The sequence below is a fragment of the Pseudomonas sp. LF-5 genome (assembly GCF_037626295.1).
Taxonomy (GTDB): Bacteria; Pseudomonadota; Gammaproteobacteria; order Pseudomonadales; family Pseudomonadaceae; genus Aquipseudomonas; species Aquipseudomonas monsensis.
Window position 1 is genome coordinate 118,989 of the sequence record NZ_JARKMT010000011.1, and the last position, 27,000, is coordinate 145,988.

The 27,000-nt window shown below is 60.6% G+C and carries 26 protein-coding genes; 4 read left to right on the forward strand and 22 right to left on the reverse strand.

Translation table 11 applies throughout. The annotated features are described in order from the left end of the window. Positions 1-37 precede the first annotated feature (37 nt). Positions 38-799, forward strand: a complete 762-nt coding sequence (locus tag PseuLF5_RS24045; protein WP_222834385.1) for a MipA/OmpV family protein — start codon at positions 38-40, stop codon at positions 797-799. Between the two features lie 72 nt (positions 800-871). Further along, positions 872-1,744 carry a fatty acid desaturase family protein gene (locus PseuLF5_RS24050; RefSeq protein WP_340134862.1) on the forward strand — a complete coding sequence of 291 codons (873 nt, stop codon included), beginning with the start codon at positions 872-874 and terminating at the stop codon, positions 1,742-1,744. 64 nt (positions 1,745-1,808) lie between these two features. Here the strand turns inward: PseuLF5_RS24050 and PseuLF5_RS24055 are convergent, their stop codons facing one another. The 18 genes from PseuLF5_RS24055 to PseuLF5_RS24140 all read right to left on the reverse strand — a co-directional run bounded on the left by PseuLF5_RS24055 (position 1,809) and on the right by PseuLF5_RS24140 (position 19,917). Continuing rightward, a complete protein-coding gene (locus tag PseuLF5_RS24055) occupies positions 1,809-2,192 on the reverse strand; it encodes an EamA family transporter (protein WP_123466186.1) in 384 nt (127 codons plus the stop codon). Between the two features lie 31 nt (positions 2,193-2,223). After that, positions 2,224-2,598, reverse strand: a complete 375-nt coding sequence (locus PseuLF5_RS24060) for a transporter (protein WP_123466188.1) — start codon at positions 2,596-2,598, stop codon at positions 2,224-2,226. Then, the gene (locus PseuLF5_RS24065; protein WP_222834388.1) at positions 2,595-3,515 is read right to left on the reverse strand and encodes an arginase; all 921 of its coding nucleotides are present in this window, start codon (positions 3,513-3,515) and stop codon (positions 2,595-2,597) included. The genes PseuLF5_RS24060 and PseuLF5_RS24065 overlap by 4 nt, the downstream gene beginning before the upstream one ends. Before the next feature lie 109 nt (positions 3,516-3,624). Next, positions 3,625-3,954 (reverse strand): GlpM family protein, encoded by a 330-nt coding sequence (locus PseuLF5_RS24070; RefSeq protein WP_185015804.1) that lies wholly within the window; start codon positions 3,952-3,954, stop codon positions 3,625-3,627. 8 nt (positions 3,955-3,962) lie between these two features. Beyond that, a complete protein-coding gene (locus PseuLF5_RS24075; protein WP_222834389.1) occupies positions 3,963-5,291 on the reverse strand; it encodes a sigma-54-dependent transcriptional regulator in 1,329 nt (442 codons plus the stop codon). Next, entirely contained in the window at positions 5,288-7,189 is a 1,902-nt protein-coding gene (locus PseuLF5_RS24080) for a sensor histidine kinase (RefSeq protein ID WP_123466196.1), read from the reverse strand. The genes PseuLF5_RS24075 and PseuLF5_RS24080 overlap by 4 nt, the downstream gene beginning before the upstream one ends. Before the next feature lie 217 nt (positions 7,190-7,406). After that, a complete protein-coding gene (locus PseuLF5_RS24085) occupies positions 7,407-8,141 on the reverse strand; it encodes an amino acid ABC transporter ATP-binding protein (protein WP_042560754.1) in 735 nt (244 codons plus the stop codon). Then, positions 8,138-8,809 (reverse strand): amino acid ABC transporter permease, encoded by a 672-nt coding sequence (locus tag PseuLF5_RS24090; RefSeq protein ID WP_003227756.1) that lies wholly within the window; start codon positions 8,807-8,809, stop codon positions 8,138-8,140. The genes PseuLF5_RS24085 and PseuLF5_RS24090 overlap by 4 nt, the downstream gene beginning before the upstream one ends. Next, positions 8,809-9,555, reverse strand: coding sequence for an amino acid ABC transporter permease (locus PseuLF5_RS24095; protein ID WP_123466198.1), 747 nt, complete (start codon positions 9,553-9,555; stop codon positions 8,809-8,811). The genes PseuLF5_RS24090 and PseuLF5_RS24095 overlap by 1 nt, the downstream gene beginning before the upstream one ends. A 193-nt stretch (positions 9,556-9,748) precedes the next feature. Further along, positions 9,749-10,675, reverse strand: a complete 927-nt coding sequence (locus tag PseuLF5_RS24100) for a glutamate/aspartate ABC transporter substrate-binding protein (protein ID WP_122606850.1) — start codon at positions 10,673-10,675, stop codon at positions 9,749-9,751. A gap of 261 nt (positions 10,676-10,936) precedes the next feature. Then, entirely contained in the window at positions 10,937-12,196 is a 1,260-nt protein-coding gene (mtr, locus tag PseuLF5_RS24105; protein ID WP_340134863.1) for a tryptophan permease, read from the reverse strand. A 162-nt stretch (positions 12,197-12,358) separates the two neighbouring features. Then, positions 12,359-13,687, reverse strand: a complete 1,329-nt coding sequence (locus PseuLF5_RS24110; protein WP_340134864.1) for an amidase family protein — start codon at positions 13,685-13,687, stop codon at positions 12,359-12,361. Between the two features lie 29 nt (positions 13,688-13,716). Then, entirely contained in the window at positions 13,717-15,426 is a 1,710-nt protein-coding gene (locus PseuLF5_RS24115; RefSeq protein WP_340134865.1) for an NAD(P)/FAD-dependent oxidoreductase, read from the reverse strand. 19 nt (positions 15,427-15,445) lie between these two features. Next, positions 15,446-15,937 (reverse strand): aromatic-ring-hydroxylating dioxygenase subunit beta, encoded by a 492-nt coding sequence (locus PseuLF5_RS24120; RefSeq protein WP_340134866.1) that lies wholly within the window; start codon positions 15,935-15,937, stop codon positions 15,446-15,448. Next, positions 15,912-17,183: a Rieske 2Fe-2S domain-containing protein gene (locus PseuLF5_RS24125; RefSeq protein WP_340134867.1), complete on the reverse strand. Its 1,272-nt coding sequence runs from the start codon at positions 17,181-17,183 to the stop codon at positions 15,912-15,914. Before PseuLF5_RS24125 ends, PseuLF5_RS24120 begins: the two co-directional genes overlap by 26 nt. A gap of 40 nt (positions 17,184-17,223) precedes the next feature. Then, entirely contained in the window at positions 17,224-18,156 is a 933-nt protein-coding gene (locus tag PseuLF5_RS24130) for a flavin reductase family protein (RefSeq protein ID WP_267798780.1), read from the reverse strand. Beyond that, the gene (locus PseuLF5_RS24135) at positions 18,153-18,569 is read right to left on the reverse strand and encodes a DUF4440 domain-containing protein (protein ID WP_128613892.1); all 417 of its coding nucleotides are present in this window, start codon (positions 18,567-18,569) and stop codon (positions 18,153-18,155) included. Before PseuLF5_RS24135 ends, PseuLF5_RS24130 begins: the two co-directional genes overlap by 4 nt. Next, the gene (locus PseuLF5_RS24140; RefSeq protein WP_340134868.1) at positions 18,550-19,917 is read right to left on the reverse strand and encodes an MFS transporter; all 1,368 of its coding nucleotides are present in this window, start codon (positions 19,915-19,917) and stop codon (positions 18,550-18,552) included. The genes PseuLF5_RS24135 and PseuLF5_RS24140 overlap by 20 nt, the downstream gene beginning before the upstream one ends. A 105-nt stretch (positions 19,918-20,022) precedes the next feature. On the opposite strand from PseuLF5_RS24140, the gene PseuLF5_RS24145 reads away from it, so the two are divergent. Next, a complete protein-coding gene (locus tag PseuLF5_RS24145; RefSeq protein WP_123466214.1) occupies positions 20,023-20,910 on the forward strand; it encodes a LysR family transcriptional regulator in 888 nt (295 codons plus the stop codon). A gap of 114 nt (positions 20,911-21,024) precedes the next feature. On the opposite strand, the gene glpD is transcribed toward PseuLF5_RS24145, so the two are convergent. The 4 genes from glpD to PseuLF5_RS24165 all read right to left on the reverse strand — a co-directional run bounded on the left by glpD (position 21,025) and on the right by PseuLF5_RS24165 (position 26,159). Then, positions 21,025-22,560: a glycerol-3-phosphate dehydrogenase gene (gene glpD, locus PseuLF5_RS24150; protein WP_340134869.1), complete on the reverse strand. Its 1,536-nt coding sequence runs from the start codon at positions 22,558-22,560 to the stop codon at positions 21,025-21,027. Positions 22,561-22,875: 315 nt separating this feature from the next. Further along, on the reverse strand, positions 22,876-23,631 hold the full coding sequence (locus tag PseuLF5_RS24155) for a DeoR/GlpR family transcriptional regulator (protein WP_007916700.1): 756 nt from the start codon (positions 23,629-23,631) through the stop codon (positions 22,876-22,878). 95 nt (positions 23,632-23,726) lie between these two features. Next, on the reverse strand, positions 23,727-25,229 hold the full coding sequence (gene glpK, locus PseuLF5_RS24160; protein WP_016986644.1) for a glycerol kinase GlpK: 1,503 nt from the start codon (positions 25,227-25,229) through the stop codon (positions 23,727-23,729). A gap of 78 nt (positions 25,230-25,307) precedes the next feature. Next, complete coding sequence (locus PseuLF5_RS24165) at positions 25,308-26,159, reverse strand: MIP/aquaporin family protein (RefSeq protein ID WP_128616320.1); 852 nt, start codon at positions 26,157-26,159, stop codon at positions 25,308-25,310. A gap of 362 nt (positions 26,160-26,521) precedes the next feature. On the opposite strand from PseuLF5_RS24165, the gene ybaK reads away from it, so the two are divergent. Next, positions 26,522-26,992, forward strand: coding sequence for a Cys-tRNA(Pro) deacylase (gene ybaK / locus PseuLF5_RS24170; protein ID WP_123466222.1), 471 nt, complete (start codon positions 26,522-26,524; stop codon positions 26,990-26,992). Positions 26,993-27,000 lie beyond the last annotated feature (8 nt).

A 27,000-nucleotide genomic window follows, 5' to 3' on the forward strand; every position in this document is an offset into this window, starting at 1 on the left:
GGATTGATGCGCGCAAGTTCAGAAAAGGAATGACCTCATGCAGAGGAAGACACTGGCGTTATTGGCCGCACTGGCCAGCTTTTCCGGGGCCGCGCTGGCGGATGGCATTACAGGCGAAGCAGGACTCGGGGTGGGGTATCAACCGCATGATCCGACCGGCAGCCGTTACGAAACCCGACCGATCCCGTATCTGGATCTGGACTGGGGCGATGTCAGCCTCGGTACCGACGACGGCCTGACCTGGAGCGCCTTGAAAACCAACGGTTTCAGCGCCGGGCCTTACATCAACTACCTCTCCGGGCGCACCGCCAACGGCGAGTTGCGTGGCCTGCGTGATGTGCCCGACATGGCCGAGGCTGGCGGCTTCGTGCAGTACGCTCCGGCCGATTTCTGGCGCGTGTTCGCCTTCGTTGGCCAGGCCGCCGGCGGTGGCAGCGGGCAGGGCGGCGTGTTTGGCAAAGTGGGCGGTGAAATCGGCTATCCACTGGGCGGCGGGGTGATTGGCAGCAGCAACCTGACCGCGCATTTTACCGATGCGCAGGGCACCCAGACCTTCTTCGGTGTCAGTGATCGCGAAGCGCAGGCCTCGGGCATCCGCGCGTACAACGCCGGCGGTGGTTTGCAGAACGTGGCGCTGACCCAGAGCTTCGAGTTTGCGCTGGCGTCGCACTGGTCGCTGGTCACCAGCGCGAGCTGGATTCACCTGACCCGCTCGGCGGCCGACAGCAGCATCGTCAAAGCGGTGGGGGATACCAATCAGGGTGAAGTGCAGGCGGCCATCGCCTACAAGTTCGACTGATTGCGCACGCGGGCGAATTGGTCTGCGGTTTGCAGACAGCCATGTCGAATCCATTCCTTCAGGATGTTCTTCATGGCTCGCCCTGCTTATCGTTTGTTGGCCCATTCGTTGTGGGACCTGATCCCCATCGCATTGGGCATTGCCCACTTCGCCTGTGTCCTGTGGCTGGTCTCAGCCTTTCATCAGCTGTCCTGGTGGGCCTTTGTGCCGCTGGCGCTGGGTTATGCGATCAGCCTGTCGTGGAGCATCAACAGCATTTCCCACAACCAGATCCACAACGCCTACTTCACCCCGGCGTGGCTGAACCGGGCGTTCGATCTGCTGTTGTCGGTGACCATCGGTTTTTCACAAACCCTCTATCGTGATATCCACAACCGGCATCACCGTGGCAACTCGGACCGGCCGGGAGCGGACGGCAAGACGATTGATCCGCTGTCGATTTATCTGCGCGGCAAAAACGGTCAGCCAGAAAATCCCTGGGCCTACACGTTTCTGAGTTTTTTTCGCGACGATCCCACGCCGATCTACGAAGAAATGCGCCGCAAACGGCCGAAGGACGCGCGTTGGGTCAAGGTGGAAATCTATGTGACGCTGGCGTTCTATCTGCTGCTGGCGGTGTACGACTGGCAAGCGGTGCTGGTGCTGCTGCCGTTCTGGTACCTGGGGCAGGCGTTGTCGTCGCTCAACGGTTATTACGAGCATTTTGGCGGCAACCCGGACTTGCCCATCGCGTGGGGCGTGAGTGCCTACAGCCCGCTGTATAACCTGTTGTGGATGAACAACGGCTATCACGCCGAGCACCACTATCGGCCGAAAATGCACTGGACTCAGGTCAAGGCCTATCACCGGCAGATCGCCCGGCAGCAGCAGGAAGCGGGGGTGAAGGAGATCGCGTTGGCGCATGGTCTGGGGTTCTTGCTGAACCACCAAAAGCCTGACGCCTGAGCGCTTTGTGCAGGCTGCGATCTTGGTTTTTCAAGATCAAAAAACGCAGCCTGCACGGTCGATTTCAGTGTTCTTCGCCCTCGGCAAGCAGGGCAATCCCGCCCATGATCACCGCCACGCCGACCCAGTGCAGCAGGCTGATCTGCTCGCCCAGCCCCAGCCACGATCCCAGCAGCACGCCGACAAACACCAGCGAACTCAGGGGAAACGCCAGTGACAGGCTGCTGCGGCGCAGGATCAGCATCCAGACAAAAAACGCGCCGATGTAGCAGGCAATCGCCACCCACACCCCGGACGTCATGACGATGCCTTGCAGCCATTGCAGGCTGAAGTCCATCTGCCCCAACTGATCGCCGCCGACCTTGCTCGCGATCTGTCCGCCACTTTCCAGAATGATCAACAGCGCCCACAGCACGATGGTGCCCAGGCGCCCGTGGAGCCAATGCATTGCGTCGTTCCTTTGCAGTTCCAGGCGCGCTTCAGACATGGCCGGCACACACGAGCATCACGCCCGCCGTAATCACCAGCGTACCCAGCCAGCGGCGCCGGCTGACGGTTTCACCGAGCACCACTTTGCCCGCCAGCACCACGCCGCAATAAGCCAGCGCCGCCGCCGGAAACAACAGGCTCAGCGGCGCCCGCGACAGGGCACCGAGCCAGACGAAGAACTCGATCGCATAAGCCCCGATCCCGGCCCACAGCAGCGGCGCGTTGAATACTTGGCCCCAGAACACCTGCAGGCGAAAACCACCTTCCAGCGCCGGCAGGCGGTCCAGGCCCAGTTTGAAACAGAGCTGGCCGATCACATCCAGAACAATCGACAAGGCCACCAGCACAATCACGGTAAACGTCATGGAAACAACTCCTCGAACAGCTCGATCAAGGCTTGATTGGTCGCCGAATTGCGCAGGATATCGGCGTCGCTCCAGCGCTCGGCCGGGGGCTGGTCGGTCTTCGCCTCCCAGCGTTTGAGCAGGTTACTGAAGGCCGGGCGTGCGTATTCGCCGCAGATGTCGATGCCGAGGACCCGCTTGCTCGCCGCCAGAGCGCGCAGGGCCTGGAGCATGTGGCTCAGGCGCATGCCGCCCTGATCCCAGTTGGTGGCGGCGTCTTCGCTGGCAAGCACGTCCTTGTCGATGGTGATCCACACTGCCTCGGTCGGCAGGCTGGCGATCATCTTGTCGAGGAACTGGCGCCAGTCGAGTTCCGACAAGTTGTGCCAGTGCAGCATGTTTTCCTGTTGTGCATGCCCGGCGCCGTCGCCGACCCGTCCCCAGACTCTGGAGGGCGCGTGCTGCCACGGAAACAGCTGCAGCACCCCGCGTCGGAGGGCCGCGAGATTGCCGCCCTTCAACTGCGGATTTTGCAGGTCATCGCTGCACGGGCCGAGCGTGACGATGCGGCGGATGTTCGGCAGTTTCAGCGCCTGATTGACCCACGAGCCGCAGTGCCGACGCGGCGCGAAACGCACCCAGTCGGGGTGATTGTCGAAGTGGATCAGGCTGACCGGCTCGGGCAGGTCGGTGAGAAACGCCGGGGTCAGGTGGTGATAATCACCGGAACCGACGAAGAAGATTTCCGGCGCCGGGCCGCTGTGGCGCGGCCGTTGCTGCAAGCGTTCGGCGAAGCGCCGCCAGGTGCGTTCGCTGGACCAGAGCCGGAGTTTCGGGCCGAGGTCGAGCAGGTCCAGGCGTCTGGCGCGGCCACTGTCGAGCAGTCGCGCAATCGGTGCCTGGGCCGTCAGGCTGTGGTCGAGATCTAAAATGTTCAAGGTTGCTATTCACCCTTGGCAGACCCTGCCAGACACCGGCCTCATCCATCATGAGCACCAGCCGGGCGGGGCTTTGGGGGTAAATGCAAGGGGCGGGCCAGCGTTTGGCTCAGGCGTGCAGGCGCACCCAGACTGTGACCAGCACTGTCGCCGCGATCAGCCACGCCACAACCGCCACCGCGAGCGACGCTTCCAGGCGCATGCGGTCAACCATCACGTACAGCGTCGCCAGATAAATGAAGTACGGAATGATCGACCACATGCCGAACACGATGGTCGCCTTCAGATCGTCGATTGAACGGCCTTTGCCGACGATGTAGTGGGCGATCAGGGCAAAGGTCGGAAACAGCGGTACCAGCCCGGCGATGTAGTAGTTTCTGGTTTTCGACAGGGCGGCGAGGATCACCACCACTGCCGCGCCGAGCGCTGCTTTGAGAATAAGATCCATCAGTGGCTCAACCCGTACTTTTTCACTTTGTCGAACAGCGTGGTCTTGGCCATGCCCAGTTCCAGGCTGGCCTGGGTCAGGTTGCCGCCGCTGCGTTGCAAGGCATCGCTGAGCAGGTTGCGCTCGAACGCTTCCACCGCTTCGGCAAACGCCAGGCCCTGGCCCGCGCTGCCGGCGCCGGACTTCTTGAACGCCGGCAGGCCGAGGGCGAAGCGTTCGGCGACGTTGCGCAGCTCCCGCACGTTGCCCGGCCAGTCGTGGCTCATCAGGTTCGACAGGGTCTGGTTGTCCAGCTCCGGCAGGGCGCGGTCAAAGCGCAGCGCCGATTGCTGGGTGAAGTGTTCGAACAGTTGCAGGATGTCTTCGCGACGCTCGCGCAGGGGCGGCAATTCGAGGGTCACGACGTTGAGGCGGTAGTACAGGTCGCTACGGAATTCGCCAGCCTTGCTCGCTTCATCGAGGTCGGACTTGGTCGCGGCAATCACCCGGCAATCCACCGCCACGCTCTGGTTTGAACCGAGGCGTTCGAGGGTGCGTTCCTGCAACACGCGCAGCAGTTTGATCTGCAACGGCAGCGGCATGCTTTCCACTTCGTCGAGGAACAGCGTGCCGCCGTCGGCGTGTTCGATCTTGCCGATGCGCCGTTTGCCGGCGCCGGTAAAGGCGTTGGCCTCGTGGCCGAAGATCTCGCTTTCGAAGAGGTTCTCCGGCAGGCCGCCGCAGTTCAGTGCGACGAACTGCTTGCTGTGGCGGCGGCTGAAGTCGTGCAGGCAGCGGGCGACCAGTTCCTTGCCGGTACCGGTTTCGCCTTCGATCAAGACGTTGGCCGATGTGTCGGCGACGTTGGCGATCAGTTCGCGCAGATTCTGCATCGCCGGCGAGCGGCCGATGATCCGGCCTTCGAGCGAATCGCGTTCGGCCAGTTGTCGACGCAGCGACGACACTTCCCGCGCCAGGCTGCGTTGCTCCAGGGCGCGCCGCGCCACATCGACCAGGCGCTCCGGCGAGAACGGCTTCTCCATGAAGTCATAGGCGCCTTTCTGCATCGCACCGACCGCCATGGAGATGTCGCCGTGACCGGTGATCAGCACCACTGGCAGGCTGCGATCACGTTGTTTCAGGCGGGTCAGCAACTCCAGGCCGTCGATACCCGGCAAGCGGATATCGCTGATGACGATGCCGGCAAAATTCTCGCCGACCTGCTCCAGTGCCTCTTCGGCGCTGCCCACACCAATGCAGGGAATGTCTTCGAGGGTCAGCGCCTGTTGGCAACCGAGCAGGACATGGGGGTCGTCTTCGACGATCAGCACACTAAGGTCGTGGTTCATATTGGCTCGGCAGGAGTAGGGCTTACCAACGGTAAACTGAGGACGAAGGTGGTGCCACCGCTGGCCGGGTGTTCGACACCCAGATGCCCGCCGGTGGCGGCCGCGAGGCTGGCGGACAGGGTCAGGCCGAGGCCCAGGCCTTGTTCACCGGGTTTGGTGGTGAAGAACGGTTCGAACAGATGCTTGCGTGCTTCGGCGTCGATGCCATGACCGTTGTCGCGCACGCGCAGGCGATATTTACCGTTGAACTCTTCACCTTCCAGCCACAGCTGCGGCAGCGGTTGCGCCTGCATGGCATCGAGGGCGTTGCCGATCAGGTTGACCAGAATCTGTTCGAGGCGAGTCTGGTCGATCAGCAATTGCACGTCGGCGAATTGCCGGTGCAGCACCAGCGCCGAGTGTTCCACCCGCGCCCCGAGCAATTGCAACGCCGCCTCCACCGCTTTGCCGAGGCTGGCCTGACCGTGGCTGTCGCCGCGACGGGCGAACGAGCGCAGGCTTGCGGTGATGCGGCCCATGCGGTCGATCAGGTCGTTGATGGTCTTGAGGTTGGTGCTGGCGACATCGAGCTGACCGCGCTCGAGAAACCGTACGGTATTGCCCGAGAGGGTGCGCATCGCCGCCAGCGGCTGATTCAGTTCGTGGGCGATGCTGGTGGACATCTGGCCGATGGCCGCAAGTTTGCCGGCCTGCACCAGTTCATCCTGGGCACGGCGCAAGGTTTCTTCTGCCTGACGGCGTTCGCGGATCTGGCTCTTGAGGCGCTCGTTGCTGGCGCGCAGGTCCGAGGTGCGTTCGGTAATCCGACGCTCCAGCTGATTGTTGGCTTCCTGCAAGGCTTCGCGGGCGGCGAGCCGGGTGGCGATGACTTTGCGCCGCTCGTTCCAGGCGATCAGCAGGAACGCCACCAAGGCAAAGGCGACCGCGACCAGAATGCCTTGGTTGATCGCTTCGCGACGCAAATCCTGCAAAGGCGTGAGCAAGGTGAAATTCCAGGGCGTGTCACTCAACGGGCGGGTCTGCGCCAGATAGCTGATGTCATCCTCGCCAGACGGCACTTCGCTGTTGGCGGGGAAGGTGAGTTTTTCCACGCCTTCGGACAGGGTTTCGCGAGCCAAAGGTTGCAGTTCGTTGAGCGGGTACCAGTAGTACTGCAGGCTTCGGGCAAGTTTTTCCTTGGTGTCTTCACTCAAGGGAATGACGGCTTTCAGACGTCGGGCCGGATCACTGGAAAGAATGATGATGCCGTTTTCATCGCTGACGAAGGCTTCCAGACGCGCGCGCTGCCAACGTTCTTCCATGGCCTCCAGCCGCACTTTGACCACGGCGACGCCGATGATCTTGCCATGCTCTTCGAGACCGTGAGCGAGGTAATAACCGGGCTCGCCATTGGTGCTGCCGATGCCGTAAAAGCGGCCAGGTTCGCCGCGTACGGCTTTCTGGAAATAGGCGCGGAAGGACAGGTCTTCACCCAGATAGCTGTCGACATCGCGCCAGTTGCTGGTGGCCATCACGCGGCCGGTGGTGTCCATGACGTAGATGGCCCGACTGCGGCTGCGCCGGTTCAGACCTTCAAGGTAAGCATTGACCGTTTGCCGGTGTTCCGGGGTCGGGTCGGCCAGCAGTTGCGGGACACTGGTTTCCAGTTCCAGCAGGCTGGGCAGGTACGTGTATTTGCTGATCTCGCTTTCGACTGCGCGGGCGTGCAGTTCCAGCTGACGCTGGCCGTTCTCGCCAAGGCTGCGGATGCCGAAATGTTCACTGGTCCAGAAGCCGGCAAAACCCAATCCGATCATCAGGGCGATGATCAGCGGCGGCAGGAACAAATGACGGATCAGACGAGGTTTCACGGCAAGTGATGGCGGCGCGGCGCGATAGAGAGTGGGGTCGCATTTCATCACAGATGCCTTGGGTCAACCAGCATGGCTAACAGCATGCTGGTTTGTTCGAGCGCGGAACCTGTGGCGAGGGGATTTATCCCCGATCGGCTGCGAAGCAGTCGTCAAACCGGCAGATGCGGTTTGATTTTGAAATGCTGGGGGTCGCTTCGCGGCCCATCGGGGATAAACCCCCTCGCCACAAAGCTCCCTCGCCACAGAGTTCGGTGTGTTGCTTTTAGTGCTGCAGGATTTTCTCGAGGAAATGCTGCGCGCGTTCGGAGCGGGCGCTGATGTCGCCGAAGAACTCTTCTTTCGGGCAGTCTTCGATGATCTTGCCGGCGTCCATGAAAATCACCCGGTCGGCCACTTTACGGGCGAAGCCCATTTCGTGGGTCACGCACATCATGGTCATGCCTTCCTGGGCCAGTTGCACCATCACGTCGAGTACTTCGTTGACCATTTCCGGGTCGAGCGCCGAGGTCGGTTCGTCGAACAGCATGACGATCGGGTCCATCGCCAGCGCACGGGCAATCGCCACGCGCTGTTGCTGACCGCCGGACAGTTGCCCCGGATGCTTGTGGGCGTGGGCCGACAGACCGACGCGCTCGAGCAGTTGCAGACCTTTCTTGGTCGCCTCTTCCTTGCTGCGGCCCAACACCTTGATCTGCGCGATGGTCAGGTTTTCGGTGATGGTCAGGTGCGGGAACAGTTCGAAATGCTGGAACACCATGCCCACGCGTGAGCGCAGTTTCGGCAGGTTGGTCTTCGGGTCGGCAATCGAGGTGCCGTCGACGACGATGTCGCCTTTCTGGAACGGCTCCAGGGCGTTGACGCATTTGATCAGGGTCGATTTGCCGGAACCCGACGGGCCGCAGACCACGATCACTTCGCCTTTTTTGACCTCGGTGCTGCAATCAGTCAGCACCTGGAAGTCGCCATACCACTTGTTGATGTTTTTGATAGAGATCATACGGCGAACCTTTTTTGCAGACGCTTGACCAGCAGCGAGGCGGAAAAGCTGATGATGAAGTAGACGACACCGGCGAAGATCAGGAACTCGTTGGAACGACCGATGATGTCGCCGCTGGAGCGGGCGGAGTTGAGGAAGTCCACCAGGCCCACGGTGTACACCAGCGAGGTGTCCTGGAACAGGATGATCGACTGTTGCAGCAGCAACGGGGTCATCTTGCGGAACGCCTGGGGCAGGATGATCAGACGCATGGTCTGGCCATAGGTCATGCCCATCGCCTGGGCGGCGGCCATCTGGCCTTTGGGGATCGACTGCACGCCGGCCCGGACGATTTCGCAGAAGTACGCGGCTTCGAACATCATGAAGGCCACGACGCAGGAGGTGAACGCGCCGATCGGCGTGTCTTCACCGGTGATCCAGCGCAGCACGAACGGCACCGCCAGGTAGAACCAGGTGATCACCAGCAGCAGCGGGATCGAACGGAAGTAGTTCACATAAGCGCCGGCCACCCGCGACAGCAGTTTGCTGGACGACAGGCGCATCAGGGCGAGGATGGTCCCCAGCACGATGCCGCCGACCACGCCCATGACCATCAACTGCAAGGTCATGACCATGCCGTTCCACAGGCCCGGGATCGCGGGGATGATGCCGCTGAAATCGAAGTCCATTATTTACCCCCCACGGAGATCAGGCCGGGCACTGCGACTTTCTTCTCGACCATGCGCATCAGCAACATCAGGCTCATGTTCAGGGTGAAGTAGATCAGCGTGGCCAGGGTGAAGGCTTCAAACAGGTTGGCCGAGAATTCGGCGGTCTGTTTGGTTTGCGCCAGCAATTCCATCAGGCCGATCAAGGACGCCACGGAGGAGTTCTTGAACACGTTGAGGAATTCCGAGGTGAGCGGCGGAATGATGATCCGGTAGGCCTGGGGCAGCAGCACGTTCCAGTAGATCTGCGGCAGCTTGAAACCCATGGCGCGGGCGGCGGATTCCTGGCCGCGTGGCAGCGCCTGGATGCCGGTACGCACTTGCTCGCAGACACGGGCTGCAGTGAACAGGCCCAGGCACACGACAACGCTCAGGTAGGCCGAGGTGGTCGGGTTCAAGTCCTGTTTGTACCAGTCCTGCAGGTTCTGCGGCAGCAGGTCAGGTACCAGGAAGTACCAGATGAACAGCTGAACCAGCAGCGGCACGTTGCGAAACAGTTCGACGTAGCAGGTCGCGATGCCCGATACGATGCGGTTCGGCACCGTGCGCATGACCCCCAGAATGGAGCCCAGCAGCAAGGCGATGATCCATGCCGCGATGGCGATGGCAATGGTCCAGCCCAAACCGGTGACGTACCAGTCGAGATACGTCTCGCTGCCAACGCCGGTGGACTTGAAGAACACGCCCCAGTCCCAGTTGTAATTCATTAGGGTCTCCCCTCGAGATCGATCGATGTACAAGCACCCGCTTGGGGAAGGTCCTTTCCCGTCCGACGGTGAACGTCGGACACACGCGATCGGCTCGGAAACCGCCAGGTCGAGTGTTCCACAGTAAAGCCAGCAGGTAGTAACAGACGCCTGAGGGAGGGTGGCTCCCTCAGGCGATAAGGTTAGTCAGTAATCAGATTTTTACGTCAGGCGCCGGCTTGTCGCTCGGGTTGGCGATCAGATCTTTTACCTTGTCGCTCATCGGGAAGTTCAGGTTCAGGCCTTTTGGAGGAATCGGGCTCTCGAACCACTTGCTGTAGATCTTGTTGATCTCGCCCGACTTGTACAGGCCAACGATGGCGGCATCGACAGCCTTCTTGAAGGCCGGGTCGTCTTTGCGAACCATGCACGCGTAGGCTTCGAAGGACTGTGGCGTACCGGTGATGATCCAGTCGGCCGGCTTCTTGGCCTTGGCTTCTTCGCCTGCGAGCAGGGCGTCGTCCATCATGAAGGCTACGGCGCGGCCGCTTTCCAGCATGTTGAAGGACTCGCCGTGGTCTTTGGCGGAGATGATGTTCATGCCCATCTGCTTGTCGGCGTTCATCGCTTTGATGATGCGCTCGGACGTGGTGCCGGCGGTGGTCACGACGTTTTTGCCTTTCAGGTCGGCAAAGTCAGCGTAGGACGGCTTGCCATCCTTGTCTTTCTTGACCAGCAGACGGGTGCCGATTTCGAAGATGTTGACGGTGAAGTCGACTTGCTGGGCGCGTTCGGCGTTGTTGGTGGTGGAGCCGCACTCGATATCCGCGGTGCCGTTCTGGATCAGCGGGATACGGGTTTGCGAGGTCACCAGGTTGTACTTGACCTGCAGGTCTGGCTTGTTCAGGTCTTTTTTCAGGGCTTCAACGATGGCCACTTGAATGTCGTGGGAGTAGCCCACGGGTTTGCCGGAAGCGTCCGCGATGTAGGAAAACGGAATGGAGCTGTCACGGTGAGCGAGCGTGATGGTGCCCGAATCGTTGATTTTCTTCAGGGTGCCGGTGAGTTCGGCGGCGAAAACTGGTGTGCTGATCAGAGCGGCAGCAATGGCTGCGCCCAGGATATGGGGAACGATGCGCATCAAATTTTCCTCGAATTGTTTTTTTTATGGAGCCAGTTCGTCGGCCCTTTTGTGCTTCGAATGCCTGACGGCTCCTGAAGTGTTGGCACTGCAGGCATTCGTCGAGAGAGTGTAGAGCATGAGTCGTGCCAGACCAGTCTTCGATGGTTAACTGGTTGTTTTATAACGTTATTAAACTTTTGTGGCGGTGTTTTTCAGCGTATCTGATCCGGTTTACCGAATCGACCGTAAAGTCGCGTTCGGAAAACCGAACGCTTTGCCTCAGCGCCAGACCGGGAGCCAGCCAAACACGAACAACAGGTGCGAGACCGCGCAGAGGGCCCCGAACAACAGCACCAGGCCAATCATCGGTGTACCGCCCCACACCCGATAGCGCGGGCTGCCGAAGCGTTTACGCGAAGCCCGCGCCAACAGGGCAGGGGTGATCACCGCCCATAACGTCGCCGCCAGCCCGGCGAAACCGATGGCATGAATAAAACCTTCCGGCCAGAGCACTCCGCAGAGCATTGGCGGAGCAAAGGTCACGGTGGCGGTCTTGAAGCGCCCGGCGGGGCTGTCGTCGAAGCCGAGGACATCGGCCAGGTAATCGAACAACCCCAGGGTCACCCCGAGAAACGAACAGGCCACGGCGAAGTTGGAGAAAAACGTCAGCAACAGGTCGATGTTGGCGCTGTTGAGCCGCGACCCCAAGGCGCCAATCAATACATCAATGTTGCCGCCGCGCTGGGCGATGTCCTTGAACGCGTCCCGGGGAATATTGCCCATGCTGCACAACATCCACACCAGATACAGACCCAGTGCGAGCAAGGTGCCGCTGACCAGACAGGTGCGGATCCGCTGTGGGTCCTTGCCGTAATGCTTCATCAGGCTGGGCACGTTGCCGTGAAAGCCGAACGAGGTCAGGCAGAAGGGCAGGGTCACCAGCAAGTAGGGCCAATAGTGGTTGTCGCCGTGGTCGAGGTTGAGCAGCGTGGCGCTTTGCACATGCCCGAGCAAACCACCGAACGTCAGGAAGAACGCGAGGATTTTGGCGCCGAACACCAGCGTGGTCATCCGGCTCACCGCCGTGGTACTGAGCCAGACGATAAACGCCACCAGCAGGGTGAACCCCAGGCCACCGGCCCGTGACGACAGCGTCCAGCCCAGCGATTGCGCGGTGTGATGAATCACCGAACCGCTGGCGGAAATATAGGCGTAGGTCAGGGTGTAGAGCACAAACACGATGCTCAAGCCGTTCAAACGGCTCCAGCCACGCCCGAGCAGATCGCGGGTGATGGTGGAAAAGCTCGCGCCTTCGCGGTAGTTGAGATTGGCCTCGAGGATCATCAGGCCCGAGTGCAAGGTGCAGAACCAGGCCAGCAACAGCACGGCGACCGAGCCGTAGAACCACAGCCCGGACATGACCACCGGCAAGGAGAACATGCCCGCACCGACGATGGTGCCGCCAATGATCATGGCGCCGCCGATGATCGACGGCGAGCGTTCGACAGCAGGAACGGAAGAGATTGAGGTGACGCGCATGGCAAGGCCCGCAATTTGAATTGTTATATGGCAGTGGTTGACACGGTTGCTGTGGAAGCGGGCTTGCCCGTGATGGCGCTCGGTCCGTCAACAGTGATGTTGAAGCCGCTGGCCTCTTCGCGGGCAAGCCCGCTCCCACAGGGTTTTGTGCAGGATGGCTATTCAGCGGATGTCGAGCAGGTGCGTCAGATGCCGCACATTCGCCAACAAAAAGCTGTCCTGCCCCGGCAATGCATCGAACGACAACCCCACCGGCAACCCGCCCGCAGCCGCGACCGGAATGCTGATGCTCGGTGCCGCCAGGTTGCTCGCCGGATCGGTATTGCGCACGAAGGCTTCGAAGTTGCTTTCGTCCGAGCAATCGCTGAGCAGCGGCGCGCTGCACGTGACGGTCGGGTAAGCGATCAGATCCAGTCGGTGGTTGCCCAGCAGCGCACGGTATTCCTGCTCCAGACGCAGTTTGCTCATCAACGCCTGCACGTAATCGGTGTAGGAAATCGCCGGACTTTCCAGTTGGGCGTTGAGGATTTTCTTGATCGCCGGATCGCGGATCTGCGCAAGAATATCGAGGAACTGCGCACCACGTCCTTGCCCCATCAGGAACCGCGGGAAGTCGATGAAAAACTCGTAGATCGGCAACGGAAACTGGATGCTTTCGTTGATCTCGCCGATCACGGCGTCGTCGACCGGCACGATGATCACGCCGCGATCGGCCAGGGTGTCGATCGCCGCACGGCAATCGCGCAGCACATTGTCAGCGAGGTCGGCCCAGAGAAAGCGCTCGGGGATGCCGATGCGCAACGGTCGGTCTGCGGCCTGTTGTGCGCTGCCGGTCAGGTGCCCGTGAACGAACTGGCAGTCTTCCACGGTGTGGGTCAGCAGGCCCGGAGTGTCCTTGGTCTGCGACACCGGAACGATGCCGTCGGCGGGGTAGAGGCCCGTGGTCGGACGCATGCCGACGATGCCGCAGAACGCCGCCGGAATGCGCACCGAACCGCCGGTGTCCGTGCCGACTGCGCACGGTACCAGGCCGGCGGCGACGGCGGCGGCACAACCGCCGCTGCTGCCGCCGGCACTGTGCCGTTGATTGGCCGGGTTGAGCACGGCGCCATAGGTGTGATTGGCCGACGTCACGCCGAACGACAGTTCGTGCATGTTGTTCTTGCCCACCACCCGCGCACCGAGGTGTTTGAAGCGCTGGACAATACCGGCGTCCACCTGCGGTACATAGTCGGCCAGGCCGGGTGTGCCGGCGGTGGTCGGCATGCCGCTGACGTTGATGTTGTCTTTGAACGACACGGGCAAACCGTACAGCGCGCTGTCGCGTGCGATACCGTCGGCCTTGAGCGCTGCCGGGTCGAACGTGATGAAACTGTTGAGGTGTTGCACCTGGGCATGACGCTCGCGCAGGGCCTGCTGCCAGGTGTCCGGGCAGTGCTGGCCGCTGCGAAATCCGTTGACGAGCTGTTCAATGGAAAGCTGGCTGTACATGGAAAATTCTCGGGTTGAAAAGGCCGGGATCAGCAGTAGCGGTACTGCGAGTGCAAGTCGTCGAGCGGGTTACCGGCAATCAGGTCGCCGCCCAGACTGCTGATCACCGCACAGGCGCCGTTGAGTGCGGTTTGAATCGCGCCTTCGGCCCAGCCACCGGTGAACGAGGCGCCGCAACCGGCCAGGTACAGGCCGGTGTCCTGGTTCGGATCGAGCGCAGTGCGGAACTGATAGAACAGGCGTTCGGAGTAAATGTCGTCGCCAGGGAAATTCAGTTTGAAGGCGCCCAGCGCGTGTTTGTCGGTCAGCCAGTCGTATTCCAGAACGTAGCGCTGGTAGTCGCCGTCCAGCGGCAGCAGGTGGCTGGCAAACTCCGGCGCGCTCATCGCCAGTTCGTCGACCAGACGCAGGCAGCGCTGCACCTTGTCGGTCATCGACACCATCTTGTGCGAGTCGTCTTCCCAGGTGTAACTGATCAGCACCACGCCCCACGAGTCCGGGTCGTGCGGCGCGTAGTCGAGGCAATAGACGCCCTTGACCAGGGTGTCGGTCTGGATGTTTTGCGCCAGGCCGTGTTTGAGCCAGAACTTGTCCTTGGTCAGGATGAACAGTTTGGACGAGCCGACCATGTGGGTTTCGTTGATCGCCCGCGCCACGTCGCGATTGACGAAGGCCTGGTTCTGCGTGAGCTTGAGGTTCACTTGCAGGGCACGGGTCGTGGTGGTGGTGATCACCCTGTCGCAGGCGTAGGTTTCGCCGTTGCTGCCGGCCAGCAGGATTTCGCCGTTGGCGCCCTTGTTGATCGACTCGATGCGCGTGCGGCAGATCATGTCGCGCAGCTCAATGCCGTTGAACGCGGTGTCGGCAATTCGCTCGGCCAGCGAGGAAATGCCGTTGGGCACCAGCCGCTGATTGACCTCCAGGGCATTGACCACCAGCCGCAGGATCTCGGTGAACGAGGCGCGGTACACCGACTGGAAGCCGCCGGAGCCAATCCCCAGCGAACCGAACAGGTGGAAGTCCTCGGGCTTGCGCCATGCCTTGCCACCCGGAGGGTTGTTGCCGGTGAAGATGCGCACCATCGCCGAGTAAAACGAGCTGTCGCCGAAGCAGTCCAGGTAGCGTTGCCACTCGGGCTGCACTTCGCAGTAGTTGTGCTGTTTGAGCAGTTCGGTCAGCAGCAGTGGCGGTGCCAGGCACGTGCCGTCATCGAGGGTCACGCCTTCGCGAAGAAACGCCACCCAGCCCTGGTGCACGGTGCTGAACAGCGCCGGCGGTGGCTGCAGCGCCGCCCAGTGATGGGCCTCGCCACGGTAGTGGATTTCGGTGTCGACGACGCCCGGGTCGGGAAACGCTTCGGTGGTCTGGATACCGAAACGATTGAGGTAATGAAACAACCCGACTTCACTGGGCGGAAAGCGCATCGCGCCCATTTCGGCGATGAATTGTGGCTGTTCTTCGTCAAAGCACTGGGTCAGCAAGCGCCCGCCGACGTGTTCCGGCTCGGCTTCGAACAGGGTGACGCGGCGCGCACCGGCGCGCAGCAATTCGTAGGCCGCGACCAGCCCGCTGAGGCCGGCACCGACGATGCCGATGTGCTTCTCGGCGGATTCCGCCGGCAGGTAGCCGATCGCTTCATCGGCATTGCGCAGGAACTGGCCATAGTCATAGAGCAGATCGACGTAGGGAAAAGACAGGCACGCGGACGCCTGGTTGGAGCCTTTGGGAATAGGGTTCACAGGGGTAATTCTCGGTCGATCAGATAATGAGTTGCAGGCTTTCAAGGGCGCGTGCGGGGTTGAGCAAGAGAATCTTCTTGCCATGGATTTTCCACGTGCCGTCGATATTGATCAGTCGGTGCTCGACGGTGACCGGGTAGTGCCATTCACTGTCGCTGCGGGCCTCGCAATAGAGCATGTTGGAACTGGCGAAGGCGCTGAACGAGGCCTCGTCAACCGTGATCCGCGGACGCTGCGCGATGTGCAGGCAGCGGCTCTTGGGCTGCTGGGAAAAGTTGCGCGCATTGGCCAGCCGGTTGATTCGCAGCGTGGTCAGGAAGCGGTCCTCATACACCAGCGAGGACTCGTGCAACGGGCTGCGCTGTTCGCGGGTCATCGGAATCCAGTAGGTGTAATCGTCGCTGAGCAGTTGTTGCCAGGCGTCGAAATCCTGTTGGTCGAGCAAGTGCAGTTCGGTGTCGATCAGTTGCTCGATGGCGTGCTGATTAGATTGATCGTGTTGCATGGTCATCCCGCATCAAGTGCTGCCAGCTGTTATAGAAATTGCGCATCGCCATTTCGCTGGTGCCGGACACCACCTGGGTCTGCGCATAGGCTTCGTGCGGGGTGAACAGTCGGGCGACGTTGACCCATTCGTTGGCGTCGCTGCCCAGACCTTCCATTGCCCGCTCGTACATTTCCACGTCATCGTGGGCGACCATCGAACACGGTGAGTTGATCAGGTTGTTGTACTGCACGGTTCTTTCCAGCAACTGCACCGGGGCGCCTTGCAGCTCGAAGATCCACGACTCGACGATGGTTTCCCGGGCACTGACCGGTTTGATCACGCGCAGTGTCTGGATCGGCCCCTTGACCATCAGGTTGGGGAAATACACGGTGTTGTGGCGGGTGTCGTCGAGGATCGCCCGGGCCTGGTCTTCACCGTAGCTTTCCACCATCAGTTCCCAGTACCCAGGGATGTCGGTGTAGGCCTTGTGGATCGAGTTGCTGACCCCGGTGTGCCCGTGGCCGTTGGGCCAGACCCGAATGCCCATGCCGGCGAAAAACTCGTAGGACGCCATGAACGGCGAGAACAGTTCGACCGCCATCGGCGGCTTGCCCTGGTCGCCGGTGTCTTTCCACAAGCGAATCGCTTCGCCGGCCGAGGATTCGTGGGCGATCATCGGGTGGCAGGTGTCGGTCTGGTTGTCGACGACCATCTTCCAGTTGCAGCGATGGCGGTGCAGCAACGGCTGGCCGACGACCTTCAACTGGCCCTGGGGCGAGCGCATGACCATGTTGTCCAGGGTCGACAGCGACTCACCGAAGAACTCATCGAAGCCGACGCCTTCTTCCGTCAGGCGCACGAACACGAAGCCGCGATAGTTGCGCACCGCCGTCACCGCACGCATGCCTTTGTGCGCCGAACAACTGCTCAGGTCGCAGTCGTCGTATTCCTTTTTCACCGGAATGCTCAGCAATTCGCCGTCGGTCTTGAACGTCCAGGCGTGGTACGGGCAACGCATGAAGCGCCCGACATTGCCGCGTGCTTCGGCCAGCACCTTCACGCCTTTGTGCGGGCAGCGGTTGTGCAGGACTTTGATCTCGCCACTCTTCTGTCGAATCATCGCCAGCGGCTGCTGGGCCAGGGTGGTGGTGAAGTAGTCACCGGTCTCGGGGATCAGGCTGTCGTGGCCCAGGTAACACCAGCTCGCGGCGAAAACCCGCTGCTGTTCCTGTTCGAATAGAGACTGATCAAGGAACAGAGATTTATGCACTTCTCTGCCATTGAAATAGTTGTCCAACGGGGTGTCCTCTTCAGATCGCCAGCTTCAGGCGGGGGCTTTTCGCGCGAGACACGCAGGGATAGATCCGCGCACTGCAGGCCGCTTCCTGTTCGCTCATGATGAAGTCGCGGTGATCGACTTCGCCTTCCAGTACATCCAGTGCGCAGACGCCGCATTCGCCGCGACGGCAGTCGTAAAGCGGATCGAGCCCGGCAGCTTCCAGGGCTTCGAGCAACGACTGCTGCGGGCCGACCTCGACGCTGACGCCGGAGTCCGCCGCGTCGATGACGCAACCTTGCGCGGCGCTGTCGCGGGCGACGTTGAACACCTCCAGATGGATCTGGTCGCGGGCCAGACCCGCACGTTCGGCATGGCTGAGCACCTCGCCGAGCATTGCCGCCGGGCCGCAGACATACAGACGGTCGTCGGCGCACAGGTCGGCGAGCACGTCAGCGATTGCCGGACGATGGCCCGACAGGTGCAGTTGCATGCGTTCCTGAAGGTGTTCTTGCAGGTGGCTGGCGTAGACCGCGTCGTCAACGCTCTTGGCGAAGTAATGCAGGTGCGCTGGACGCTGCAGCGCAGCCAGGTGACGCAGGATGCCGGTCAACGGCGTGATGCCGATGCCGCCGGCAATCGCGATGTCGCGACCGCTGGTGACGCTCAGCGGGTAGTTGAAAGTGTTTAACGGGCCTTCCAGTTCCACGCTGTCATCGACGGCCAGGGCGCGGATGTACTGGCTGCTGACGGACTCCGGCGAGAGGCGGATGGCGAAGGTGAACCGGCCGTCCCCGGCCTCGTCCAGATGCACGGTCGAGTAATGCCGAGGATCATTCAGCCCCGGGATCAGCCATTTGAAATGCGCACCGGCGTGGCTCATCGCGATCAGCGAAGCCGGGCCGCTGACGGTGACTTCCTTGATTGACGCCGAGAGCATCCGGCAATGTGTGACGGTGAACTTCATGCAGGCGTTTCCTGGCTCAGCGGTGTTTCGTGCAGGTACAGCCACTGAACGTCGTGGTGCTGGACCCGCAGGATCGCGACCGAAATGCGCGAGGTTTCGCGCTGGTTCAGGCGATGGGTTTCCTTGTAGCGCAGCGCCACGGTCGTGCCTTCGTGCCAGACCGTGTGCAGATCGCTGATCAGGATTTCCAGACCTTTGCGGGCACCGACCGCGCCGGTGAACAGTTGCTCGACCTGCGCGCGGCCGACGATGGCGGCCGCGGTGGTGACCATGCTGAAGTGCTCGGCGAACACCGCCATCAGCGGCGCGACGGTGGCGGCTCCGGTGCCGTCGGCATCGGTGAAGACGCGGTGAATCAGGTCATGCACGTGGTGAATACTGTGTTGCGCTCGTTCAACCAGGTTGTTGTTCATGGCATTCCTTTGGAGGGTTCAATTGACTCATCTGAAACAGCGGGAACAGTCCGACCAGCGCCGCAATCGCGAACGTCGCGTGGTAGGCCGCCGTGGTATCGAACTGCTTGAGCAGCACATTGAAGATCATCAAAAACAGCGCGGCACCGAGGCTGAAGGACATCTGTCGGTTGATGTTCCAGATCACGCTGGCCTTGTGCGTGTCGCCGCCGGCAAAGTCCATCAGCGAGGTGGTCTGCGCGGTGTTGGCGCCGATGCCGCCGCCGATGCCCATCAGGCTGTAGGCGATCACGATCACCCACAGGTCCGTCGGCGCATTGACCAGCATCAGCGTGGCGATGCCGGCGCTGTGCAACAGCATGCCGAGGGTGAACAGGCGTTTGGCGCCGACCCGGTTGTAGACCCGACCGCAAATCGTCATCGCGATGAAGGCGCCGATGGCGTAGAGGATCATGAACATCCCCGTCAGCCGGGCGCTGAAGTGCAGGGTGTTCTGCAGAAAGAAAATGCTCATCAGGTTGACCCCGGTGAACACGCCGGGAATCGCGTAATAGATGAAGATTGAGGTGCTGAGCTTTTTGCTTTTGAGCAGGTTCAGTTCGATGATCGCGTTGTTGCAGCGCCGGTAGTGCAGCAGGTACAGGGCGATGAACAGCAGGCCCGCCGCCACGCAGATCAGTGCGGCCAGCGCCGGGTAATCGCCGCCGTACAGCGACATGCCCATCAATAGACTGGCAAGCGCGGCGCTGACCAGCAACAACCCTCGGATGTCCGGACGCGGCAGGCTGGCGGGCTTGGCTTCCTTGATCCAGAACCACGACAGCCCGGCGGCGATCAGCGAGAACGGGATGTTGCTGTAGAACACCCAGCGCCACGAACTGCTGTCGACGATGATGCCGCCGACAGTCGGCGAAATGGCCGGTGCAATCAGCGCGACCGCCATCACCAGCGTGGAAATCTTCGCCCGTTGCTCACCCTGGAACAGGTTGAAGGTCAGCGCCTGGCCCACCGGAATCAACAGACCACCACCGATGCCCTGGAGGAAACGCCAGATCACCAGTTCATGGAAACTGTCGGCCATCCCGCACATCCACACTGCACCGCTGAAGACCAGCATCGACAGCGTGAGAATTTCGCGGCTGCCAAAGCGCCCCGCCAGCCAGGTGCTCACCGGAATAATCAGGGTCAGGCCGAGAATATAAGCATTGGCGACCCACGCCACCGACGAAGTACTGACTTGCAAAGTTGCCGATATACTCGGCAATGCCACAGCCGACATAAAGATGTTTATACAGTCAATAAAAAAGCCGATCAGAAAGATCAGCGCGATCTTATAGCGATAGTTCATGTTGTATCCCCTTTGCCGCGCAGCATAGGGGCGATGGACTTGAAGTGTCGATACGACTATGCTTAAAACAATGTTTGACGGGATTTAACAGTGAGCCATAGCGCGATGCACTCTCATCTTAATCGGGTCCAGACGTTTCTTGCGGTGGTGGATTTTGGTTCTTACACCAAAGCCGCGAATTACCTGAGTATCAGCAAAGCCATGGCCAGCCTGCATGTCAAGGCGCTGGAAGAAGTCTTGTCGGCCACGCTATTGATCCGCAATACCCGCAATATATCGCTGACCGAAATAGGGCAGGAGTTTTATGAGGAGTTCAAGGGTATTGTCGCGGATATTGATAATGCCTTTGATAATGTCCTGAAAGGTAATAACCGGGTCTCCGGAAAGTTGCGGATAAGTTCAACCAGCGAGTACGGTGAAAAATATATCCTGCCGTTGATTCCGCTGTTCTCCGAGCGTTATCCGGAAATTCGTCTGTGCTATAACTTCAACTCTTCGTTGAACGATCTGGTCGCGGAAAAGCTCGATCTGGTGATTCGCCTGGGCAACTTGGCGGACTCCGCGTTCAAAAGCCGCAAGCTCGCGGATTATGAAATCGTGCTGGTGGCCACTGAGGCATTTCTCGCCCGCCATCCGGTAAACGAACCGCAGGACCTGAATAACGTGTCGTGGATTGCCAACAGCAATTTGCAGGCGCCGACCCAATGGACGTTGCGCGATAGCCAGGGGCAGGGGGTCGAGGTCAGCGGCACCAGCCACTTCGAATCGAACTCCTCGACGGCGATTCGTTCGATGACCCTGTCGTCACTGGGCGTTTCAGTGCTGCCGGCCTGGGTGGTCGCCGACGACATTGCCAGCGGGCGTTTGCGGCGCTTGCTGCCTTCGTATTCGCTGCCGTCGCAATCGATCAACGTGGTGTTCCCCAACAGCCCGCATCTGCCGCACAAGTCGCGGGCGTTCATTGATTTTCTGCTGTTGCATCTGGCCCAGTGACTCAGTGATGCATGGTGGCGAGGGGATAAATCCCCACGCCACAGCTCTGCAGATGTGAAAAAGCCCCTGAATCTCACGATTCAGGGGCTTGTCATGCAAGCGATGTCTTAGGAATCAGGCCGCTTCGATCTTGCGATTCAGCTCGACCTTGCCCAGATACGCCGCCAGTTTCTCCTGTTCGACCGGGGTGGTGAACAGCCCCAGCTTGCTGCGACGCCACAGGATGTCATGGGCCGTGGTCGCCCACTCTTCGCTGCACAGATAATCGACTTCACGGGTGTAGAGCCCGCCGCCCAGGTGTTCGCCCATGTCGGTGAGGCTGTCCACGCCTTCAAGCATGCGCCAGGTGCGGCTGCCGTAGGTGGTGGACCAGCGGCGGGCGATCTCGGTCGGAACGAAGTCGAACTTGTCGCGAATCTGCGCGCACAAGGCCTGCGGGGTGCTCATGTCTTCGCCGCCGGGCAGGGTCGCCGTGGCGGTCCAGCTCGGGCGCATCTGGGTGAAGAACGGCAGCAGTTGCGCCATCGCCGATTCAGCCAGTTTGCGGTAAGTGGTCAGCTTGCCGCCGAACACCGACAGCAGCGGCGCCTCTTCGCCGCCACCGGACAACGCCAGGGTGTAATCGCGGGTCACGGCCGACGGGTTGTCGGATTCGTCGTTGCACAGCGGACGGACGCCCGAGTAGCTGTGCTGGATGTCGTCGCGGCTGAGCTGCTTTTTGAAGTGGGCGTTGACCACTTTCAGCAGGTAGTCGGTTTCACCGTCGGTGATCGCCACTTTCGCCGGGTCGCCGGTGTATTCACGGTCGGTGGTACCGATCAGGGTGAAGTGGTTCAGGTACGGAATGGTGAAGACGATGCGCTGATCTTCGTTTTGCAGAATGTGCGCGTGCTCACCTTCGTACAGTTTCGGCACGATGATGTGGCTGCCCTGAATCAGACGGATGCCGTACGGCGATTCCATTTTCAGGTCGTCACGGATGAACTTGGCAACCCACGGACCGGCCGCGTTCACCAGCGCTTTGGCGGTGATCGAAAACAGGCTGCCGTCGGCACGTTCCAGGTTCAGGTGCCACAGGCCCTTGGCGCGACGGGCGCTGACGCAACGGGTCTGGGTATGAACGTGGGCGCCTTTTTCCCGGGCGGCCATGGCATTGAGTACGACGAGGCGGGCGTCATCGACCCAGCAGTCGGAGTATTCGAAGCCTTTTTTGATTTCGCTTTTCAGCGCACTGTCGGCGCCGAACTTCAGGCTTTTCGAGCCTGGCAGTTTTTCGCGCTTGCCGAGGTTGTCATACAGGAACAGGCCCGCGCGAATCATCCACGCTGGACGCAGGTGCGGACGGTGCGGCAGTACAAAGCGCATCGGCTTGACGATATGCGGCGCCTTGGCCAGCAGCACTTCGCGTTCGGCCAGCGCTTCACGCACCAGACGGAATTCGTAATGTTCGAGGTAACGCAAGCCACCGTGGATCAGCTTGCTGCTGGCCGACGAGGTGTGGCTGGCGAGGTCGTCCTTTTCGCAAAGGAACACCGAGAGACCGCGACCGGCGGCATCCGCTGCGATCCCCACGCCATTGATCCCGCCGCCGATCACGGCAATGTCGTAGATCTCGGAGAGAGGGGGCGTACGCAAGGTAGATGTGGACATCGGCTGGCCTCGGGCTCTTTTGATTTTCTGTTTGGAAATCGAACATTAATGTTCATTTGCGAAAATGGTAGCCGATAAACACGCGCACAGCCAGTCGACTTCGATTGAAAAAACTCATCGAAGGGCGGTTAAAAGAAAATTTTCGAACATTAACAGGCGGAGAAAAACCATTGTGGCGAGGGGATTTATCCCCGAAGGACTGCGAAGCAGTCCCAGAACCATGCAATGAGGTTCGACTTTGACAGGGTGAGGGGGGCCGCTTCGCAGCCCAACGGGGATAAATCCCCTCACCACAGGGGAATGCTGAGGGGGGGGTTAAACCACTTCCAGACGAATCTTGTGCTGACTCAACAACTGCGCCAGAGCCGGCACCGGCTGCTGATCGGTAACCAGGCAATCGATCAGGCTGATCGGCCCGAGACGAATCATCGCGTTGCGTCCGAACTTGCTCGAGTCCGCCGCGAGAATCACCTGCCGCGCATTGGCGATGATCGCCTGGGAAACCCGCACTTCCTGATAGTCGAAGTCGAGCAGGCTGCCGTCTTCGTCGATCCCGCTGATGCCGACCAGGGCGAAATCGACCTTGAACTGATTGATGAAATCGACGCTCGCCTGACCCACCACACCGCCGTCACGGCGCACGTTGCCGCCGGTCAGCAGCACATCAAAATCATCCTTGGCACTGAGCATCGACGCCACGTGCAGATTGTTGGTGATGATTTTCAGGTGGTTGTGGTTGAGCAGGGCGCGGGCAATCGATTCGGTCGTTGTGCCGATATTGATGAACAGCGAGGCGTGATCGGGAATCTGTGCGGCGATGGCTTCACCGATGCGTTGTTTTTCATCGCGCATCTGATCGGCGCGCATCGCGTAGGCAGTGTTTTCGACGCTGGAATCGTAGGCTGCACCGCCATGGTAGCGACGCAACAGATTGGCTTCCGCGAGCTGATTGATGTCGCGGCGGATGGTTTGCGGGGTAACAACGAACAGCGTGGCCATTTCCTCGATGCTCACATAGCCGCGTTCGCGGACCAGCTCGAGGATTTGCTGCTGACGGGGAGGCAGATTCATGGGGCTTCCTTTGGGCTGCCGTGCAAAATTTGCCCATGATGCCGCAGGAATCTCCTCCCGACCAGTTACATACAGATACGAGTACTCAGGTTGGCTTATTCAGCGTCCTCACGCGCCCAGTCACGGGTACGGCTGACGGCTTTTTTCCAGCCTTTGTAGAGTTTCTCTTTCTCGACTTCGTCCAGGCTTGGTTCGAATTCGCGCTCGATCACCGCTTTGCCACGCAGTTCGTCCAGGCTGCCCCAGAAACCGCACGCCAGACCGGCCAGATACGCGGCGCCGAGTGCCGTAGTTTCGCGCATTTGCGGGCGCTCGACCTGGGTGCCGAGGATGTCGGCCTGGAACTGCATGAGGAAGTTGTTCGCCACCGCGCCGCCGTCCACACGCAGGGCCTTGAGGCGTTCGCCGGAGTCCTGTTGCATGGCGTCAAGCACGTCGCGGGTCTGGTAGGCGATCGACTCCAGCGCGGCGCGGATGATGTGATCCACACGTACGCCACGGGTCAGGCCGAACAGCGCGCCACGGGCATACGGGTCCCAGTACGGCGCGCCCAGACCGGTAAAGGCCGGCACCAGGTACACGCCGTTGCTGTCCTTGACCTTGTTGGCGAAGTATTCGGTGTCGTGGGCGTCGTTGATGATCTTCAGTTCATCGCGCAGCCACTGTACGGTCGAACCGCCGTTGAACACCGCGCCTTCCAGTGCGTAAGCAACTTCGCCACGCGGGCCGCAAGCGATGGTGGTGAGCATGCCGTGCTGGGATTTCACCGCTTTGTCGCCGGTGTTCATCAGCAGGAAGCAGCCGGTGCCGTAGGTGTTTTTCGCCTGGCCCGGTTCGACGCACATCTGGCCGAACAGTGCCGCTTGCTGGTCACCGGCGATACCGCCGATGGCGATGCCGCTCTTGGTGCGACCGTAGATTTCCGAAGACGCCTTCACTTCCGGAAGCATCTCGCGCGGGATGTCGAGGATTTCCAGCATCTTCGAATCCCACTCCAGCGAGTGAATGTTGAAGAGCATGGTGCGCGAGGCGTTGGTGTAGTCGGTGACGTGTACCTTGCCGCCAGTGAATTTCCAGATCAGCCAGCTATCGACGGTGCCGAACAGCAGTTCGCCGTTGCGCGCACGCTCGCGGCTGCCTTCGACGTTGTCGAGGATCCACTTCAGTTTGGTGCCGGAGAAGTACGGGTCGGTGACCAGGCCGGTGTTGTCACGGATGTAGTCTTCGTGACCGTCGCGTTTGAGCTGCTGGCAGATCTCGGTGCTGCGGCGGCATTGCCAGACGATGGCGTTGTACACCGGGCGGCCGGTGGTCTTGTCCCAGACCACGGTGGTTTCACGCTGGTTGGTGATGCCGATGGCGGCGACCTGGTCGTGATGCAGACCGGCTTGGGCCAGCGCTTCAACCATCACCGCACTCTGGGTGGCGAAGATTTCCATCGGGTCGTGTTCGACCCAGCCGGCTTGCGGGTAATGCTGGGCGAATTCGCGCTGCGCGGTGCAGACCACGTTCGCGTCGCGGTCGAAAATGATCGCGCGGGAGCTGGTTGTACCCTGATCGAGGGCAATGATGTAGTTCTTATTCTGAATGTCGGTCATGTCGATTGCCTTGGACGAAATAAGGGAGAGTGGGCCGTGGCGCGGGCTCTAAATGGGCAGGAACCCGCGCCGACTGTTTCAAGAAGTTCTTGGTTTGCCGTCAATGGCCGGTTCTGCATCCTTTGTAGCAGGTGTGGCGCCGGTCAGGTGACGGGCAATGAGCCCGCGGTACCCGGCAGCGCCGAGGCAGGCACCGACAATCGGTGCAAAAATCGGAATCAGGAAGTACGGAATATCGCGGCCGCCCGTGAAGGAAATTTCACCCCAGCCAGCGAAGAAAGTCATCAGTTTAGGACCGAAGTCACGGGCCGGGTTCATCGCGAAGCCGGTCAGCGGGCCCATCGAGCTGCCGATCACCGCGATCAGCAAACCGATCAGCAGCGGCGCCAGCGGGCCTTTCGGCAGGCCGTTGTTGTCATCAGTCAGGGACATGATCACGCCCATCAGGATCGCGGTGATGATCACCTCGACCAGAAATGCCTGGGCGGTGGACAGCACAGGATTAGGGAAAGTCGAGAATACCGAGGCCAACTCCAGGCTCGCCGCCGAGCCGCGAACCATGTGGTGGGTTTGTTCGTAATCGAAAAACAGGTTGCTGTACAGCGTGTAGACCAACAGCGCGCCGCAGAAGGCGCCGGCAATTTGCGCGAGGATATAGAACGGCAGTTTGCGCTTTTCGAAGTCAGCGAAAATGCTCAGGGCGATGCTCACGGCGGGGTTCAGGTGCGCGCCGGAAACGCCGGCGGTCAAGTAGATCGCCATGCTCACGCCGACGCCCCAGATGATGCTGATTTCCCACAGACCGAAGCTGGCACCTGCGACTTTGAGCGCGGCGACACAACCGGTGCCGAAAAAGATCAGCAGTGCAGTCCCCAGAAACTCGGCCATGCATTGGCTTGAAAGCGATGGTTGCTGTAAAGCAGTTGTCATTGAAAACCTCGTTTTTTGTTGTTGTCTGGCGCGTTTGCCGTCAGGGCAGAGCGCGATTTTCCCCGGGGCAGGATCCCCATCCTGTTCCCGGTTTACTGCTGGGTGCTGCGGAGATGATAATTCTTACATTATTCAGATTCGAAAAAATATAGACAAGAAACAAACCTGTCAAAGGTCGAAAGTGAACCGTCGGTCACAATTAAACTATTGGCCGTGTGAATGATCCTTCGCCGACACCTCTCAACCCGCCCCCAGAAAAGCTGGAGGCCACGGGAAACGTGGCTTGGAATAGAGCCTTTTGTGAGCCGATCGCCTAGAATCCGGCGCAGGATTTTTCTCTGTCTGCCAAGCCTGGAGCTGCCATGACCCCTGCGTTGGACTTGTTGAAAAAAGTTCGTGCCGAACATCGCGTGCACAGTTACGAACATGACCCGAAGGCCGCGTCCTATGGGCTGGAGGCCGCGGAAAAACTGGCGCTGGCGCCGGCGCAGGTGTTCAAGACGCTGCTGGCGGCCAGTGAAAAGGGGGAATTGCTGGTGGCGGTGGTGCCGGTCGTCGGAAGCCTTGACCTCAAGGGCCTGGCCCACGCTGCCGGGGTAAAAAAAGTCGAGATGGCCGACCCGGCTGCCGCACAGCGTTCCACCGGTTATCTGTTGGGCGGTATCAGTCCGCTGGGGCAGAAGAAACGCCTGCGCACCTTTATCGATAACTCGGCTCAAGGCTTTTCGACTATCTATGTCAGCGCCGGCCGGCGTGGGTTGGAAGTCGAACTGGCACCTGCCGTTCTCGCTGAGCACACCCGGGCCATTTTCGCCGATATCGGCCGCGCCTAGGCTTGACC

Bases quoted from the DNA above. Each gene is read 5' to 3' on its own strand.
- PseuLF5_RS24045 (WP_222834385.1), top strand. From the start codon at position 38: ATGCAGAGGAAGACACTGGCGTTATTGGCCGCACTGGCCAGCTTTTCC.
- PseuLF5_RS24050 (WP_340134862.1), top strand. From the start codon at position 872: ATGGCTCGCCCTGCTTATCGTTTGTTGGCCCATTCGTTGTGGGACCTG.
- PseuLF5_RS24055 (WP_123466186.1), bottom strand. From the start codon at position 2,192: ATGCATTGGCTCCACGGGCGCCTGGGCACCATCGTGCTGTGGGCGCTG.
- PseuLF5_RS24060 (WP_123466188.1), bottom strand. From the start codon at position 2,598: ATGACGTTTACCGTGATTGTGCTGGTGGCCTTGTCGATTGTTCTGGAT.
- PseuLF5_RS24075 (WP_222834389.1), bottom strand. From the start codon at position 5,291: ATGAACCACGACCTTAGTGTGCTGATCGTCGAAGACGACCCCCATGTC.
- PseuLF5_RS24080 (WP_123466196.1), bottom strand. From the start codon at position 7,189: ATGAAATGCGACCCCACTCTCTATCGCGCCGCGCCGCCATCACTTGCC.
- PseuLF5_RS24085 (WP_042560754.1), bottom strand. From the start codon at position 8,141: ATGATCTCTATCAAAAACATCAACAAGTGGTATGGCGACTTCCAGGTG.
- PseuLF5_RS24090 (WP_003227756.1), bottom strand. From the start codon at position 8,809: ATGGACTTCGATTTCAGCGGCATCATCCCCGCGATCCCGGGCCTGTGG.
- PseuLF5_RS24095 (WP_123466198.1), bottom strand. From the start codon at position 9,555: ATGAATTACAACTGGGACTGGGGCGTGTTCTTCAAGTCCACCGGCGTT.
- PseuLF5_RS24100 (WP_122606850.1), bottom strand. From the start codon at position 10,675: ATGCGCATCGTTCCCCATATCCTGGGCGCAGCCATTGCTGCCGCTCTG.
- mtr (WP_340134863.1), bottom strand. From the start codon at position 12,196: ATGCGCGTCACCTCAATCTCTTCCGTTCCTGCTGTCGAACGCTCGCCG.
- PseuLF5_RS24110 (WP_340134864.1), bottom strand. From the start codon at position 13,687: ATGTACAGCCAGCTTTCCATTGAACAGCTCGTCAACGGATTTCGCAGC.
- PseuLF5_RS24120 (WP_340134866.1), bottom strand. From the start codon at position 15,937: ATGACCATGCAACACGATCAATCTAATCAGCACGCCATCGAGCAACTG.
- PseuLF5_RS24130 (WP_267798780.1), bottom strand. From the start codon at position 18,156: ATGAAGTTCACCGTCACACATTGCCGGATGCTCTCGGCGTCAATCAAG.
- PseuLF5_RS24135 (WP_128613892.1), bottom strand. From the start codon at position 18,569: ATGAACAACAACCTGGTTGAACGAGCGCAACACAGTATTCACCACGTG.
- PseuLF5_RS24140 (WP_340134868.1), bottom strand. From the start codon at position 19,917: ATGAACTATCGCTATAAGATCGCGCTGATCTTTCTGATCGGCTTTTTT.
- PseuLF5_RS24145 (WP_123466214.1), top strand. From the start codon at position 20,023: ATGCACTCTCATCTTAATCGGGTCCAGACGTTTCTTGCGGTGGTGGAT.
- glpD (WP_340134869.1), bottom strand. From the start codon at position 22,560: ATGTCCACATCTACCTTGCGTACGCCCCCTCTCTCCGAGATCTACGAC.
- PseuLF5_RS24155 (WP_007916700.1), bottom strand. From the start codon at position 23,631: ATGAATCTGCCTCCCCGTCAGCAGCAAATCCTCGAGCTGGTCCGCGAA.
- glpK (WP_016986644.1), bottom strand. From the start codon at position 25,229: ATGACCGACATTCAGAATAAGAACTACATCATTGCCCTCGATCAGGGT.
- PseuLF5_RS24165 (WP_128616320.1), bottom strand. From the start codon at position 26,159: ATGACAACTGCTTTACAGCAACCATCGCTTTCAAGCCAATGCATGGCC.
- ybaK (WP_123466222.1), top strand. From the start codon at position 26,522: ATGACCCCTGCGTTGGACTTGTTGAAAAAAGTTCGTGCCGAACATCGC.